Origin of the sequence: Streptomyces sp. NPDC020898 (assembly GCF_044333925.1) — a bacterium.
In the GTDB taxonomy this organism is placed as follows: Bacteria; Actinomycetota; Actinomycetes; order Streptomycetales; family Streptomycetaceae; genus Streptomyces.
On sequence record NZ_JBIRRV010000005.1, the window covers coordinates 105,493 to 121,616 of the forward strand.

The following is a 16,124-nucleotide window of genomic DNA, read 5'->3' on the forward strand; positions in this document are numbered from 1 at the left end:
GGAGGTCCTCCTGATCGCCGCCCGCCGCTCGGCGGTCGCCGACCGGGAGGACCACCCACTCGGCATCACTTCATCGTCAGGAACCGCTGCACCAGCGAGGCCAGCAGCACCGCCAGCAGCGGCAGCGAGAACCAGAAGCTGCTCTGGAGCCACCGCAGTTGCCGCACACTCGGCGGCATCGCGACCCGTACGGCTTCCCGGGCCGTGAGCAGCAGGATCAGGGCGACGGCCGCCAGGCCGCCCACCACCGACCACGGTGTCCACGTCACCTGGGGGCCGATCGGGCCGGGCTCGGCCTTCGGGACCTTGCCCTCCGGCTGCTGCCGCATCGTATACATCGTCACGTCGGAGTTGACGAACACCTTCTTCAACTCGTCCCGCCCGTCCAGGTTCTGGAGCAGCCGGTTCTCCCAGGCCGCCGAGTAGCCCACGTCCATCTGGAGGTAGACGACCTGGCTGCGGTTGACCATCAGATACGAGTTCGGGCCCGCGTCCTTCAGCGACTTCACCAGCCCCGACACCAGCACCGGGTCGACCGGTGCGAGCGTCGGCACGTACTGCACCTTCTCCATGTCCCGCGCGCCCCACGGCATCGCCGGCGTCACGTTGTCGACGAGGTCGTTGCTCAGCCACAGCAGCCGCACGGTCGGATCGTCGTGGGCGTACACGTAGTTCATCGCGGCGACCTCGCCGGGGCGGGTCCGCTCGAAGGGCTCGTTGCCCCAACGGGCCACCAGGAAACCGCCCATGAGGACGAGCCCCGCCATCAGTGCCGCCAGCGGAGCGAGACTGATCCGGTCCCTGTCCCGTTCCTTCGCCGTGACCCCGGTGCGCGGGAAGAGCGCGAGCCCGGCGAGCAGGGCCGCGCCGGGCAGGGCGAACATGAAGACGCGCAGGGCCATTTCGCCGCCGTACGACTGCATGCCGAAGCCGAAGAACGGGACGAAGGCGAGGACGAGCAGGGAGCGTTCGCGGTACTTGTGGTCGCGGCGGCGCCACCAGCCGTAACAGGCGAGCGCCATGACCCCGCCGGCCAGCAGCACACGGGCGTAGAGGACGAGCTTGTGGGTCGAACTGCCGCCCTCGATACGGCCGGAGACGCTCGACGACACATTGCCGCCGACTCCGCCCATCCCGCCGAACATGTCGTCGAAGTGTCCCGACCAGTACGGCTCGGCCATGAAGCCGACCCAGGCCGCGACGACGACACCGAACAGGATGGGCAGGCCCCGCAGTTCGGACCGGCCGATCAGGACCAGGACCGTCAGCACGCCCAGCATCACGAACGGCGTCAGCTGGTGGGCCGGGACCGTCGCCGCGAACAGGGCGATCAACAGGCCCAGCAGTACGGCCTGTTGGCGACGGTTCGTCGGCTCGACCTCCGCCTCGCCCGGCCGCATCTTCGCCCACAGCACGCGCGGCGCCCGGAACCACACCAGCAGGACGGCCACGAACACCAGGTACAGCAGATACGTGAAGCCCTGAGGAGAGAAGTAGTCCTGCCCCACCCAGCCGCTCAGCACGAAGATCCACACGCCGGTCCACTTGGCGCGCCAGCTCGCCCGCAGCGAGCGCGTCAGCAGGAACAGCGGTGCCAGATAGAGGAGTTGCATGGTCAGCGGCCACCAGCGGATGACCTCGGTGAGGTCACTGATCCCGCAGGCCTTCGCCACGAACGCGGCCCCGGCGAAGAAGCCCGGCCAGCTCCAGCGCGCGTCCAGGTCGGGTACGGCGGACCCGGTCCGGTCGATGTAGTCGATGAACCCGAGGTGCTGCCAGGCCGTAGCGAACCGCGGCTCGGTCTCGATCACCGCGGGCAGCGCGTGCAGCGACACGACCGTCGCGAGCAGCGTGAGCGCCAGCAGCGCCCGGTGCTCCCGCTTGCCCCACAGCAGCGACGAGAACACCAGGACCAGCAGCCCGGCCCCGACCAGCGTCGGCAGCGGCAGTACGGAGATCAGCCCGAGCCCGCCCATCCGGTCCAGGTCGGCCTCGCCGAGGCGCAGCGCGGGCACCCAGTAGAGAAGGAGCGCGGCGATGAGCAGACAGCCGAGGACGACTCCGGAGCGGGTGGGCAGCAGACGCGCGCGCACGGACAGCGGCGGCGTCGGCGGCGGCTCGGCCAGGGCGTGCGACGACCGCAACTCCCGTACGAGGGACGCCTTGGCAGCTCGTACGAGTTCGGGGTCCGCGCCCATCGGGACATCAGGCTCCCCGGACGTGCCCTCCGCCGACCGCCGTTCCTCGACGGGCAGCCCCACCTGCTTCAGGGCCCAGGCCGGCCGGTGCACCTCGCGCGGCGCCGGTGTCCCCGTGGGCGGGGTCCCCGGCCCTGGGCGGACGTCCGGGCGCCGTTCCTGGTGGTCGAAGTCGAGGTGGACGCCGAGCGCGAGCGTGTCCGAGTCCAGGGGCCGCGCCCAGCCGGCGCCCTGCTTGCGGGACCCGGCGGCCTCGCGGGCCCCCAGGTCGGCGAGGTCCCCGTCCGGTGCCGAGCCCTCGGGGACGGAGTCGGCCGGCGCCGCCATGACCGTCCGGTACAGCTTGGGCGCGGCGATCGCGACGATCACCGCGAGGGCCGAGATCTCCGCGACGCCCGCTCCGGTCAGACCCGTCCGGGGGAGCAGCAGCAGCGTCAGACCGAGCACCAGGGCGCACAACAGGCCCTGCAGCCAGGCGAGTCCGGCGGTCCGGCTCTGGGCGCGCAGCACCGCGAAGTACGTCTCCATGACGACCCGCAGCACCGCGCCGACCGCGAACCAGCGCAGCAGCGGCGTCGCCGCGTCCGCGTAGCCCGAGCCGAAGACGCCCAGGATCCAGGGCGCGCCGAAGAACAGCACACCGGCGACCGGCAGCATGATCCGCGCCATGCGCTTCAGCGCGGCCCGGGTGTTGGCGGCCAGCCGGGCCGGGTCGTGCGAGCCCTCGACGGTCAGGGAGGCGCCCATGTTGATGGCGAGCAGGTTGACCGTGCCGCCGATGGTCGTGGTGATGTAGAAGTACGCGTTGTCGGCGGAGCTGACCTGCGAGGCGACGATCACCGGCACCAGGTAGACCACCGCGAGGGAGAACAGTGAACCCGTGTAGTCGCCCGCCAGGAACCGGCCGACCTCCCTCAGCGTCGGCGCTTTCGCGTGCTCCTCGGTCGCCTTGACGTGCCGGGGCACCAGCCGCCGGAACACCAGCCAGCCGAGCGGCAGCACCGACACGGCGATCGCGGCGACCCACGACACGAAGACACCGCTCGTCGGGATCGCCGCCGCGAAGGCGACCAGCAGCGCCAGCTTGACCGCCGAGAACACCGTGTTGCCGACCGGCACCCACAGCGCGTTGCGCAGCCCGGTCAGTACCCCGTCCTGGAGCGTGAGCAGGTTCCACAGGACGACGGCACCGACGAACCCGAGGGCGGGCACAGGCCCGTGCAGGAAGCTGTACGACGGCCCCCATATGTCCAGCGTGAGCAGGAAGACACCGCCTGCCAGCGCCACGATCACCGAACTGCCCGCGTACGTACGGAAGATGAGCCGTCCGGTGGCGCGGCCCGCGACCGGGATGAACCGGGCCAGGGCGCCCGTCAGCGTCAGCGCCGTGAGACCGGCGAGGAGCTTCATGGCGGCGATCGCGGCGGAGCTCTGGCCGACCGCGGACTCGGAGTAGTAGCGGGCGGCGGCCAGCCAGAATCCGAGCCCGAGCACGGCGGAGATGCCGGTGTTGAGCATCAGCGCGTAGGCGTTGCGGAACAGCTGGCTGCCGCCGCCCCGGCCCTTGCCCAGGCCGGGCAGCCGCAGCCGGCGCCCAGGACGCTGCTCGGATGTCTCGGCCTCGGGCGTCCCGGTGGCCTCGGTCGCGGGTGTGGTCGTCGTGTCAGACACGGGAACGGATGGCCTTCCGGCGGACCTGTCGGGCTCTGCGGACCATGGCGTACCCCTTGGTGAGGGCACGGTCCCGGGCGAACTCGCGGGCGATCGACCGGCCTTCGGCCAGCCGCGCGAACTCCTCGATGCCGGTGGAGCGGCGCACGGTGACGCGCCGCAGGGCGTACGGCCCCTGCTCCCGGCGTGCCAGAGAGTTGCCGACGGCGAGCGCCTGGGCGAACCCGGCCGCCCGCACCGCTTGCCTCACCCGGCGGCTGGAGTAGCCGTAGGGGTAGGCGAACGACACGGGCACGGCGGCCAGTTCACCGGCGACGACCTCCCGGCAGCGGGTCAGCTCGAAGCGCAGCGCGTCGTCGTCGAGCTGGTCCAGCTGCGGGTGCGTATGACTGTGGCCGCCGATCTCGACGCCGTTGCCCGCGAGTTCGCGCACCTGGTCCCAGTCGAGCATGGTGTCGAGGCCGCCCCCGGTGTCGTACGGGCCCCTGAGCCAGCCCGTCGACACGAACAGCGTGGAGGGGAAGCCGTGCTTGGCGAGCACGGGCAGCGCGTGCCGGTGCACGCCCTCGTAGCCGTCGTCGAAGGTGATCAGCAGCGGGCGGGCGGGGAGCGGGCGACCGGATCGCCAACTCGCTGCCAGATCCGCCGTGTTGACCGGCGTGAAGCCCTGATCCGCCAGCACCGCCAGCTGTTCGGCGAACGCCTCCGGTGCCACCGACAGGGCCCGGGTCGCGTCGTTGGGCGCGGTGGCGACCGAGTGGTACATGAGGATCGGTACGCGTGCGTCGGTCATCGGGGGCCCCCTCCCTCGGTCTCCACCGCGCTCTCCGTCTTCACGGTGCTCTCGATCTCCACCACCGTGAACGTGGCCCCGCCCCGGCGCGCCCGTACGCTCCCGAGCACGTAACCACCCGCCGCCGTCAGCACCCCGGCGACGATCGCGCCCGCGCGGCCCGCGCCGCCCGGACGGGCCAGCAGGGCGTCGCGCAGACCGCGCGCGACCCCGGCGGGCAGCACCCGGGTGGTGTACCGGCGTTCGGACTCAAGTCCCTTGTCCGCGCCCACACTTCGGGCGACCAGCGCCTTCGACAGGCCCTCGGCGTAGGTGCGGGTGCGGAAGTACCCGAAGTGTTCGCGGACCTCGGGCACCCGATGGTGGATCACCGCACGGTCGTCGATCAGCAGGACCGCCTCGGGTCTGGCCCTGGTGAGCCGGATACACAGTTCCGTCTCCTCGCAGCCCAGCGGGCGCTTGTCGCCGTCCCGTCCGATGCCGGTGGCGAAACCACCGGCCGCGTCGAAGGCCGTACGCCGGAACGAGGCGTTCCCGCCGAGCACGTTGCGGACCTCGACGAGCCCCTCGGGCAGCCCCTTGTAGGTGCAGCCCACCACCCAGTCGAACTCCTCCGGGAACCACGCGGGCCGGCGGCCCGACGCCCAGATCGGCATCGTACGGCCGCCGACCGCCATCACCCGGGGGTCCGCGTACCCCTCGGCGAAGTGGCGCAGCCAGTCGCGTTCGGCCACGGCGTCGTCGTCGAGGAAGGCGATGATCTCCCCGCGCGATGCCGCGATCCCGGTGTTGCGGCCGGCCGACAGGCCGCGCGGGCCCGCGTTGGCGAGCACCCGTACCCCGTCGGTCTCCTTGTACTCCTTGGCCAGCCGCTCCAGGAGAGCCTGGTTGTGGTCGACGACCAGGAGTGTCTCCAGGGCCGGCCGGGACTGCGTCCGCACCGAGGCGACCGCCGCGAGGATGTCCTCCCAGCGGTCCTCGGTGTAGACGCAGACGACGACCGAGACGTCCAGCTCGCTCAAGACGCCTCTCCCCGGTTCGTGCCGAGGTGGAGGGAGCGGTGCGAACGGCTGCGCAGGGCACGCCGGTTGGAGCGCTCCCGCAGGATCACCCGCAGCACGCGCAGCCCGTCGCGCACGGCCCGCAGATTGCTTGCGCCGTGGATGCGGAGGTACTCGTGGCTCGGTATCTCCTGCACCTTGAGCCCGGCCTTGACCACCCTGATGTTGATCAGGGTCTCGATCTCGAAGCCGGTGCAGTCGAGGTCGATCTTGTCGAGGCAGTGCCGCCAGAACGCGTTGTAGCCGTAGCAGAGGTCGGTGTAGCGGGCGCCGAACTTGCGGTTGACGATCGTGCACAGCGCCCAGTTGCCGAGCTTGCGGATGAACGTCATGTCGTCGGTGCCGCCGCCGTTGGCGAAGCGGGAGCCCTTGGCGAAGTCGGCGCCCGAGACGAGCGCGGAGACGTACGACACGATCTCGTTGCCGTCCGCCGACCCGTCCGCGTCGACCATCACGATGATGTCGCCGGTGCAGGCCTCGAACCCGGTGATCAGGGCATCCCCCTTGCCCTTGCCCTGCTGTCCGACGACCTTGACGCCGGGCCACAGGTCGCGGGCGACCTGGACCGTGTCGTCGGTGGAGTTGCCGTCGACCAGGACCACCTCGTGGATCCAGTCGGGCAGTGTCTTGAAGACGTACGGCAGGTTCTCCGCCTCGTTCATGGCGGGGATCACCACACTCACCGGTGGCGTGATCGCCAGGTGGGAGGAGATGGGCCGGTACGCGCCGGCTGTGGTCGGTTGCTGGTTCGCGATCGCGGGCTCCTGGCCCGAGATCGCCGGTCGCAGAACGGAACTCATGAGTCTGGTCCCTCTCGTCCGGTGGACCGCCCGCCCCTGGGCGGCCCGGCTCTTTGTCCGGTTCGAAAGGGGGGTTCTCACTTACGGCATGACGAATGGTTTCTCCGTACCTGTCCTGGTACCTGTCCTGGTACCTGTCCTGCTGTCTTCGTGCATACCGGGTGAGCTGGCAAAGCTGGCCGAACGCCGTGACTCGGCGGTCGACCTCGCGGCACGGCTCGGCAAGACGTACGTTCACCGAGCACGGCACCCCCCTACCGCGTACCGCACCGACGGTCGTCGTGGACCCTGAGCCCTCCCCTGAGTCACAGGACGACGTACCGATGCGGGTGAGATGTATGACGGTATTGACGATTGCGCCCTTATGGCAAGACCTGGAACGAGGCCTCACGTTTTTGTTGGTTTGACCGTTACACAACTACTTTGATCGATTTCTGGAACGGAGTTGTCCCATCCGTTTCAGTATCCTGTCGGCCGGCTCGAACAGCTCCGGCCGTGACAGCACCACGTTGCGCAGCGCCCGGACCGGGGCGCGCCGCGCCCGGTGTCCGACCGCCACCGGGTGACGACGTGTCACCCACCCTTCGGACACGAGGAGTTCACGTGTCTTCAGGGAGTCCTTGTAGTCCTTCTGCCCCCGGCCGAGATCCAGGTACGCGATCCCGTCGGCGGCGGCCGCCTCGGCCATCCGCAGATGCAGGATCAGCCCCGGCGAGTACTTCGAGTACGCCGGGTCGTACGCCGGGAACCAGCAGGCCAGCACGCGTTCGGAGCGCAGCCCGAAGTGGGCGGCGATCGGCTTGTCGTCGGCGTACAGCACCGAGAGGATGCCCGCGAACGGCTCGGAACGGGTGTGGAAGAGCTGGTGCACCAGCTGCGTGATCCAGGGGTGCGCGAAGCGGTCGCTGCGGCCGGTCCTGCGGTACTGGGCGGACTTCCAGGCCATCAGCGCGCGCAGCGCCTCGGGATCGCGCTCGTCGTGGACGTAGCGGACCTCGCCGGCGTCCCGGCCGAGCTTGCGCTCCTTGGCGAGCGTGGTGCGCGTGAACTTCGGTGAGCGCTCCCGGAGTCCGGCCAGATAGGCCTCGTACCCCTGGTCGACGTCCATCACCGGGGACGGGAAGGTGCCGGAGGCCTCGGCCTCGAACGGCGCCTGGCCCTGGGCCAGATGGTCGAACTCCCACACCGCGAGCCCGCAGGACCGCAGCAACTCCTGTGCGTCCCAGGTGAATCCGGGACGGTGCACCACTCCCTGGCAGTCGGAGACGCCGAGCCCGACGGCCCGGCCGACCCCGGCAGCGGATCTCTGGAACGGGAAGAACGCGGCCGGTTCCCCGCCCTCGCGGACCACCGCGATGCGTACACCGCGTCTGCAGCGGCCGATCGCGAGGGCGAACTCCGGGGACAGGAAGGGGTTCGCCAGTCCGGGCGAGCCGTGCAGATGGGCCTTGGACTGCATCGCCGTCCAGGCGGCCCGGTCCGCGGCCGTCAGTTCGCCGGGCCGGTGCACGGTGAGGGTCACGTCTGAGGTCTGATTGCGGGTCACGTCACCAGCCACGTCAGGAAGTCCGTCTTCTCGCCGTACGGCCGCGCTGCCGCCGTACCAGAACCAGCAGGAGGATGAGCGAGCTGATCACGGTCACGGCGACGACTCCGCCGCGGACCGACCACTGGTGCGTCGCGATCATGCCCTGGGCGACCAGGAGGTCGAGTGCGACCGCTGCTGCCACCGACGTCACGATCCGGCCGAACGGTTCCAGTCCGCGCAGCGCGGCTGAGACGGCGACCGCCGGTGCGGCGAGGAGGAAGAACAGGGTGAACGGGCCGCGCAGCGGTGAGGCGGTGTCGGTCAGCGCGAGGACCGCGCCGACGGCCGCGACGGCCACCGCGACGCCCGCGAGCAGCGGGAACAGGTCTTTCCCCAGGCCCTGTTCCGGTGTCTCACCGCTCCCCGATCCGCTACCGGATGAAGGTGGCTTGATACGTATGGTCTGCATTGGCGACTTTGCCCCCCGACGCGCCGGATGCCGGGCTTCAATGTCGCGCAGTGGGACGGGCGAGTCAAGATGTGGAACTCGGACAACACGTTCCCCGGAGGGGAGGGAACGGGTGGACAGACAGGTTCCCCGGAGGCGCCGGCTGCCTCCGGGGAACTGCCGTTCGGGTCAAGCGAGTTGCTGATTCGCCTCAGATGTCACGAGCTTCAGGTGTTACGGGACGAGCTTCAGCAGACGGTTCGGCGAACCGGTACCCGGGCTGGTGACCACGCCGGTGGTGGCGCCGCCCGTCAGTGCCGTGGCGACCTGGGCCGGGGTGGCCGAGGTGTGGCCCGCGAGGTAGACGGCTGCCGCGCCCGCGACGTGCGGCGTGGCCATCGACGTACCGGAGATCGTGTTCGTCGCGGTGTCGCTGGTGTGCCAGCCCGCGATGATCGAGGAGCCCGGGGCGAAGATGTCCAGGACCGCGCCGAAGTTCGAGTAGCTCGCCCTGGCGTCCGTGCTGGTGGTGGCGCCGACCGTGATCGCCGAGGCGACCCGGGCGGGGGAGTACCCGGAGGCGTTGGCGCTGCTGTTGCCCGCCGCGACCGCGTAGGTGACGCCGCTGGCTATGGAGTTGGCGACAGCTGTGTCCAGGGCGGTGGAGGCGCCGCCGCCGAGCGACATGTTGGCGACGGAGGGGCCGCTGTGGTTCGCGGTCACCCAGTCGATGCCCGCGACGACGCCGGCCGTGGTGCCGGAACCGGCGTTGTTGAGCACCCGGACCGCCACGATCTTCGCGGCCTTGGCGACACCGTAGGTCGAGCCCGCGATGGTGGTGGCCACGTGTGTGCCGTGGCCGTTGCCGTCCTGCGCGACGGTGTCGCCGTCCACGGCGTCGTAGCCGTTGGCGGCCCGGCCGCTGATCTGCGCGTGCGTGATGCGTACGCCGGTGTCGATGACGTAGGCGGTCACGCCGGCGCCCGCCGTGTCGGGGTAGGTGTACGTGCCGGACAGCGGCCGGGCCGTCTGGTCGATGCGGTCCAGGCCCCACGGGGCGCTGGTCTGTGTGGCATCGAGGTGCACCGTCTGGTTCTGCTCGACCGAGGCCACCGCCGGGTCGGCGGCGAGTCTGCGGGCCTCCGTCGCCGAGAGGGTCGCCGAGTAGCCGTTGAGCGCGGTGCTGAAGGTCTTCTTCACCGTGCCGCCGTACTCGCCGATCAGACTCTTGCCGGCGCTCGACGCGGCCTTGAGGCCCGTCGTCTTCTTGAGCGTGACGATGTAGCTGTCCTTGACGGCCGTGGGGGAGCCGGCGGCCAGCACCGTGCCCTCGGCGGGTGCCGGGGCGGCCTGGGCGGGAAGCGCGGTGAATCCGCCGACGAGAGCGGCGGCGGCCACGACGGTGGTCGCGGCGGTCCTGATCTTCTTGCTACGCAGTTGTGCCATTACGAGGGAGTCCTCCTCTTAGGCAGCACACGCCTGGGTGCGGGCGCGTCTGTGGGGGGTGCCCGCGAGCGCGGGGCACAGCCCGGAGCGTCGCGTTCCGCCCGGGCTGAAGTAAAGACTCGGTCATGCACGGGAGTTGCTCAAGAGGCTGGGCAGCTTGTCACGCATCTGTCATGCACACGCAATAGAACGTAATGTGAACGGGGGTGATCCGTTCGGGTAGGGACGGAAAAGTCTTGGCATGAACACTTCCATTCAACACGCGTAGTTGCTACGAACGTTGAGGCAGAGATCCTGCTAAAGGGAGGTTCCATGAGACGTTCCCGAATTACGGCATACGTGACCTCGCTCCTCCTCGCCATCGGCGTCGCCCTCACCGGCGCGACATCGGCGCACGCGTCCCAACTCGCCGCGGCCACCGGCTATGTGGCCCTCGGAGACTCCTACTCCTCCGGTGTCGGCGCCGGTGGCTACATCGCCTCCAGCGGCAACTGCAAGCGCAGCACGAAGGCGTACCCGTACCTCTGGGCCGCCGCCCACTCACCCTCGACGTTCAACTTCACGGCTTGCTCGGGCGCCCGAACGGGTGATGTTCTGGCGAGTCAACTGACCCCGCTCGGCTCCTCCACCGGCCTCGTCTCGATCAGCGTCGGCGGCAACGACGCGGGCTTCGCCGACGTCATGACGACCTGCGTACTCCAGTCCGACAGCAACTGCCTCAGCCGCATCAACACCGCGAAGGCGTACGTCGACTCGACCCTCCCCGGTCAGCTCGACACCGTGTACGACGCCATCAGCTCCAGGGCCCCCGCCGCCCATGTGGTCGTCCTGGGCTACCCCCACTTCTACAAGCTCGGCCAGGCCTGCCTCGGCCTCTCCGAGGCCAAGCGGTCCGCGATCAACGGCGCGGCCGACCACCTGAACGGCGCGCTCGCCAAGAGGGCCGCCGACCACGGCTTCACCTTCGGTGACGTCAGGAATGCCTTCACCGGTCACGAGCTCTGCTCGGGCAGCCCCTGGCTGCACAGCCTCAACCTGCTCAGCATCGGCGATTCCTACCACCCGACGGCCGCCGGCCAGTCGGGCGGCTATCTGCCGGTGTTCACCAGCGCCGCCTGACCGACCGACGGCACGTCACGGCGAAGCAGTGGGGGAGGAGGCCCCGTCCGACGGGGTCTCCGCCTCACACGTCACCGAGAACGGCACGGTGTTCGACTTCACGCTCACCGGGTTGCGCACCTCCACCCCGATCGCGTTGTTGATCGTCCCGCTCTCGTCGTACGTCGTCACATAGACCTTGTTCTGCTTGGTCGTGCCGCCGCCCTCAGGGAAGGACAGTGTCCGCCAGCCCTGCTCCGGGGCCTCACCCGTCTCCGTGACCCAGCGGTAGGAGACCTCCGCGGGCACGTTGCCCACCGTGAACGTCGCCGTGAAGCCGGGCGCCTCCGAGTTGGGCGGCGGACAGGGACCCGAGTACTCCGTCTCCGAGCCGACGACGTTCACCTTCACGGACTGGGCCGGCTGCGAGGTCGTACCGTCGCCGCTGTTGCTCGGCGTCGCGCTCGTCTCCTCGGGGTCGGACTCGCTCGGGCTGTCCTTCGGTGAACTCGCCTCGCCCGTCTCCCTGTTGCTCTGCTGCGCGCTGCTCTCGACACCGGCGCCGTTGTCCTTCTCGCCGTCGCCTCCGTTGCCGTTCAGCAGGGCGTACGTCAGTCCGGCCACCGCCAGTGCGACGGCGGCGAGGCCGGCCACCAGGACGACGGCGGCGCGCCGGTTGGGGTCCCGTCCCGACACGGGACGATCCGTCGAGGGAGAGGGCGGGGGAGGAGGAACCGGCCCGGTCGCCGCCGTGGGAACGGGAGTCGGTCGCGGAGGCGTCGCCGACGGCTGCGGGAAGGCTGCCGCGATCGTCGGTGTGTACGGGGGAGTCTGGACGGTGTCCGCGCTCAGAGTGCCGCCCGCGCCGATGATCCGCAGGTCGTGCTCGGCCTGGTCGGCGGCCAGGCGTTCGGCCGGATCCTTGCGCAGCAGCCCCTCGATGACGGGCGTGAGCGGCCCGGCCCGGTGCGGGGTCGGCAACTCCTCGTCCACGATGGCGCGCAGGGTGCTGAGCGGGGTGTCCTGGCGGAACGGGGAGTTGCCCTCGACCGCCGCGTACAGCAGCACGCCCAGCGACCACAGGTCGGACTCGGGGCCGGGGGTGCGCCCCAACGCCCGCTCAGGCGCGAGGAATTCGGGCGAGCCGATGACCTCGCCGGTCATGGTGAGGGCCGAACTGCCCTCGACCATCGCGATCCCGAAGTCGGTGAGCACCACCCGACCGTCGTTGGACAGCAGGACGTTGCCCGGCTTCACATCCCGGTGCAGCACACCGGCCTCGTGCGCGGCCCGCAGCGCGGCGAGCACCTCGGCGCCGATGTGCGCGGCCTGCTGCGGGGACAGTGACCCCTCGGCATCCAGCTGGTCGGCGAGCGAGACCCCGCGGATCAGCTCCATGACGATCCACGGCCGGCCCCCGTCGGTCGCCACGTCGTACACGGTCACGACGTTCCGGCTGGAGACGCGGGCCGCGGCCCAGGCCTCACGCTCCAGTCGGGCGTACATCCGTTCGATATCGGAGTTCAGTAGTCCGGAGGGCGCGCGTACCTCCTTGACAGCGACCTCTCGGTGCAGCACCTCGTCGCGGGCCCGCCACACCGTCCCCATGCCGCCCTCGCCGAGCGGTGAGAGCAGCCGGTAGCGTCCCGCGATCACACGGTCATTGCCCGATTCTTCGGACACGGACGTCCCCCCATCGCAGCCACGCGTTCAATGGACTCCGTTTTTCTGCACTGTTTTCTGCACTCCGAGCGATTTCTCCCCAAAAGTAGCTCAGCCAAGAGCGGATGCCGCCCCTTTGAGCACCAATCCGGCCCCCAGGGCGACAACAAGGAACGCGGAGCCCAGTGGGGCGGTACGCCGCAACAGCGCGACCACCGGACCACCGGCCAGCCCCGGACGCCGGTCCAGCAGCCGGTTGGCCCCGCTTCCCAGCCTCACGACGAGGAACCCGGCCCCGGTGAGCGTGAGCGCGAGCCCGACCCCGTACGCCAGCACGAGCAGGAACCCGAACCACGCCTTCCCCAATGCGGCGGCCCCAACCAGCACGACCACGGCCGAGGGACTCGGCACCAGCCCACCGGCGAACCCGAGCAGGATCGTGCCGCGCAGGGTGGGGGCGACGGCGTGGGTGTGCGTGAAGCCGCCGTGAGTGTGTTCGAGGGTGGTGGAGGCGTGCGCGTGCTTGTGGTCGTGGTGCTCGTGGGTGTGGTCGTGCTTGTGGTCGTGGTCGTGGTCGTGGTCATGCACGTGCGTGGGGGCTGCGGCAGGTGCTGTGGGAGCGGTGTCCGTGTGGCTGTGCGCGTGCGCCGCGTGTGCGAGGACCAGTTCGCGTTCCGGTGCCTTGTCGGCGGCGTGAGTGTGGAGGTGATCGTGATCGTGGTCGTGCGTGTGGCCGTGGTCACCGGAGCTGTCGTGCGGGTGCGGGTGGGGATGGGGGTCGGCGTGCAGATGCGTCCGCTCGTGGACGCGGTGGCGCCAGGCCCGGCGTACGAGGGTCAGGCCCGCCCCCGTCACGAGGAGACCGCTCGCCACGCCCAGCCAGGCGATCACCGAGGGCGCCGCCGCCGAACCGGCCGTCACCAGCAGGCCCAGGGCGACCACGCCCAGGGTGTGGGTGACCGTCACGGAGGCGGCCAGCGGCATGACGTCGCGCAGGCGGGCCCTGCCGCCCCGGGCGGCTGCCGTGGCCGCCATCAGGGTCTTGCCGTGGCCCGGGGCGAGCGCGTGCATCGCGCCGAGGCCGATCGCGATGACCAGGGCCAGCGCGGCGAAGCCGACCGTGAGGTCGTGCCGGGCCACCAGGGAGTCCAGCGCGCGGGTCCAGCGGTCGGCGCCCCGCGGCAGCACGGAGGAGGCCGGGGCGTCGTCCTCGCCGCCCTCGGCGAGGGCCGGGCCGCCCGGCCGCACCTGGACAGCCGCGGTCGCGGTGTCGGCCGGTGAGGAGAGCAACTCCTGCGGATAGCTGGTCAGTTCACCGGAGACCGACTTCTCCGGTACGTCGGACCCGGTGAGCGTCATCCGGTCGCCGCGCGCGGTGATCTCCCGCCACCCCGGCCCCGACTCGCTGCCCGCGCTGCGGAAACCGACGGAGAGGGTGTCCCCTTCGGCGACCTCGGGAAGGGCGGCCGTGAGGTCGCACTCCACCCGCAGGGTGTCGAGGCCGGCCTGACCGGGCCGCACACTCGCCTCGGCGCTGCCGACGGAGAGCGTGACCGCCCGCCCGGCGACGGTGACCTCGCTGCCCTGCGCGGCGGTCGCACACCGCTGCTCGGCCCAGCCGGTCAGCCCCAGCTTCTCGAGGTCGGGCTTGGCCTGGGTCGCCGGGATCTCCGCGAGGTCCTCGACATGGGCGACGCGGAGCTCACCGGGGGCGACGACGAGACCGTCGTACCGGTTGACGGTGAAGTTGCCGAGCGGATGCGCGCTCGCGGCCCCGGCGGGGACGAGCACGAGCGCACAGGCGGCCGTGAGCACGGCGCCGCCGGAGGCGAACAGTCGACGGGACTTCACTTCGCCGCCTCCAAGGACTTGAGGGCCGTGCGCGCCTTCTGGGCGCCCAAGGGGGAGAAACCCGGGTTGAGTTCGAGGGCGGCGGAGAGCGAGGTGCGGGCTTCCCTGTCGGCGCCCGTGGCCTGCTCGATCATGCCGCGGTGGTAGAGGAAGGAGGCGTTGCGGTAGCCGGTCGCGGTGGCGCGGCGCGCGTACGGCAGCGCTTCCTCGTCCTGGCCGTTGACGTGCAGCGCCCAGGCGAGGGCGTCGGCCGTGTGCACGGTCTCCCGGCGGTCCCACTCGGCGCGGGCCGCGCGCAGCGCCGACTTCTTGTCGCCGTGGTCGGCGGCGGCGAGCGCGGTGTCCAGGTCGGCGTTGACGCCGTTGGCGCGGGCGATGGCCGTCCAGGCGTTGACGAGCGCGTACTGGTCGCGGGCCCTGTCCAAGTCGCCGTCGTCGCCGCGGACTTCGTACAGCTCGCCGAGCTCGACGAGCGGACCGGGCAGCGGAAAGCGGGAGACGACGTCCTCCATGCCCTTGACGGCACCGGCCCGGTCGCCGTTCGCGTACTGGGCGCGGGCGCGGCCTTCGAGCGCCGGAAGGTAGGCGTCGTCGGCGGCGAGGGCGCGGGCGTAGTACTCCAGGGCGCTCTTGTACTCGCCCTGGTTCCAGTCGAGTTGACCGAGCGCGGTGGCCACGTACGCGATGTCCCCGCGAGAGCTTGCGGAGCCCAGCGCCTGCTCCAGCACGCGCCGGGCGGTACCGACGTCCCCGCGCAGCTCGCGTACGTACGCGTACCGGGTGAAGACCGGCACCCCGGGCCGTTTGGCGTCGGCCTCGTCGGTGGCCTTCAACGCCTCCTCGTAGCGCCCGAGTTCGACCAGAGCGTCGATACGGGTGGACAGGGCGCGCTCGCTGTACGGGTTCTGGGCGAGGGCCTGGTCCGCGTACGTGAGGGCATCGGGAAAGTCATGGCGGGCGGCGGCGAGGGCGGCGCGCCCGGCGAGGGCGGAGTCGTTGTCGGGCCTCAGCTCCAGGGACCGCTTCAGGGCCTCCTGCGCCTGCGGATACCGGGACGGGTCACCCTTGGTGCGGGCCTGCTCGACGTACGCGAGCCCGAGAGTGGCCCAGCTGCCGAAGTCCTTGGGCTGGCTGCGGAGATGGCCCTGAAGAGAGGCGATGCTCGCGTCGAGGTCCCCACTGGCGAGCAGCGCGGGAGACATCACGGCCGGCGCGGAGGCGACGGCGGCCGTCCCGCCCCCGTCGCGAAGGGCCCCCAGCACGACGGCTCCGGCGGTGAACGCCACCGCCAACGCCACGGCGCAGGCCCCGAGTTGCAGCGACCGCCACCGCCGGGACGACTCCCCGAGCCGCCGGACAGCGGCGACACGCTCGTCGGGGCCGGAGGCGGTGTCGGCCGTGCCGGTGACGGGCGTACCGGGTGCTGCCCCCGCCGTGTCGGCCGGCTGCTCGCCGGGCTCACGGCCCGGGTGCGCGGCCGGCGGCTGTGGCGCCTGCTCGCGTTCCGGTGCGTTGTCGTTCGTACGCGGGGGCATGCCCTCTCCTCAGGTGCCTAGGCGAGTCGTCGG

11 protein-coding genes are annotated in these 16,124 nt (G+C 71.0%); 1 reads left to right on the forward strand and 10 read right to left on the reverse strand.

Features of this window, described 5'->3' with window-relative positions:
• Nucleotides 1-65: 65 nt before the first annotated feature.
• The 7 genes from ACH4TV_RS17855 to ACH4TV_RS17885 form a co-directional block, all read right to left on the reverse strand.
• The gene (locus ACH4TV_RS17855) at nucleotides 66-3,869 is read right to left on the reverse strand and encodes a lipopolysaccharide biosynthesis protein (RefSeq protein WP_398399029.1); all 3,804 of its coding nucleotides are present in this window, start codon (nucleotides 3,867-3,869) and stop codon (nucleotides 66-68) included.
• Nucleotides 3,862-4,662: a polysaccharide deacetylase family protein gene (locus tag ACH4TV_RS17860; protein WP_398399031.1), complete on the reverse strand. Its 801-nt coding sequence runs from the start codon at nucleotides 4,660-4,662 to the stop codon at nucleotides 3,862-3,864. Before ACH4TV_RS17860 ends, ACH4TV_RS17855 begins: the two co-directional genes overlap by 8 nt.
• Entirely contained in the window at nucleotides 4,659-5,684 is a 1,026-nt protein-coding gene (locus ACH4TV_RS17865; protein ID WP_398399033.1) for a glycosyltransferase family 2 protein, read from the reverse strand. Before ACH4TV_RS17865 ends, ACH4TV_RS17860 begins: the two co-directional genes overlap by 4 nt.
• The gene (locus ACH4TV_RS17870) at nucleotides 5,681-6,523 is read right to left on the reverse strand and encodes a glycosyltransferase family 2 protein (protein ID WP_398399035.1); all 843 of its coding nucleotides are present in this window, start codon (nucleotides 6,521-6,523) and stop codon (nucleotides 5,681-5,683) included. The genes ACH4TV_RS17865 and ACH4TV_RS17870 overlap by 4 nt, the downstream gene beginning before the upstream one ends.
• Before the next feature lie 418 nt (nucleotides 6,524-6,941).
• Nucleotides 6,942-8,045 (reverse strand): GNAT family N-acetyltransferase, encoded by a 1,104-nt coding sequence (locus ACH4TV_RS17875; RefSeq protein ID WP_398399037.1) that lies wholly within the window; start codon nucleotides 8,043-8,045, stop codon nucleotides 6,942-6,944.
• 37 nt (nucleotides 8,046-8,082) lie between these two features.
• Entirely contained in the window at nucleotides 8,083-8,520 is a 438-nt protein-coding gene (locus tag ACH4TV_RS17880; RefSeq protein WP_398399039.1) for a hypothetical protein, read from the reverse strand.
• A gap of 213 nt (nucleotides 8,521-8,733) precedes the next feature.
• Nucleotides 8,734-9,945: a S8 family peptidase gene (locus tag ACH4TV_RS17885; RefSeq protein ID WP_398399041.1), complete on the reverse strand. Its 1,212-nt coding sequence runs from the start codon at nucleotides 9,943-9,945 to the stop codon at nucleotides 8,734-8,736.
• Nucleotides 9,946-10,257: 312 nt separating this feature from the next.
• Here ACH4TV_RS17885 and ACH4TV_RS17890 point away from each other — a divergent pair, with 312 nt between their 5' ends.
• Nucleotides 10,258-11,064 (forward strand): SGNH/GDSL hydrolase family protein, encoded by an 807-nt coding sequence (locus ACH4TV_RS17890; protein ID WP_398399043.1) that lies wholly within the window; start codon nucleotides 10,258-10,260, stop codon nucleotides 11,062-11,064.
• A 15-nt stretch (nucleotides 11,065-11,079) separates the two neighbouring features.
• Here the strand turns inward: ACH4TV_RS17890 and ACH4TV_RS17895 are convergent, their stop codons facing one another.
• From ACH4TV_RS17895 to ACH4TV_RS17905, 3 genes are all read right to left on the reverse strand, one after another.
• Nucleotides 11,080-12,726, reverse strand: a complete 1,647-nt coding sequence (locus ACH4TV_RS17895; protein WP_398399045.1) for a serine/threonine-protein kinase — start codon at nucleotides 12,724-12,726, stop codon at nucleotides 11,080-11,082.
• Between the two features lie 90 nt (nucleotides 12,727-12,816).
• On the reverse strand, nucleotides 12,817-14,556 hold the full coding sequence (locus ACH4TV_RS17900) for a sulfite exporter TauE/SafE family protein (protein WP_398399046.1): 1,740 nt from the start codon (nucleotides 14,554-14,556) through the stop codon (nucleotides 12,817-12,819).
• Nucleotides 14,553-16,091 (reverse strand): tetratricopeptide repeat protein, encoded by a 1,539-nt coding sequence (locus tag ACH4TV_RS17905; protein WP_398399048.1) that lies wholly within the window; start codon nucleotides 16,089-16,091, stop codon nucleotides 14,553-14,555. The genes ACH4TV_RS17900 and ACH4TV_RS17905 overlap by 4 nt, the downstream gene beginning before the upstream one ends.
• Nucleotides 16,092-16,124 lie beyond the last annotated feature (33 nt).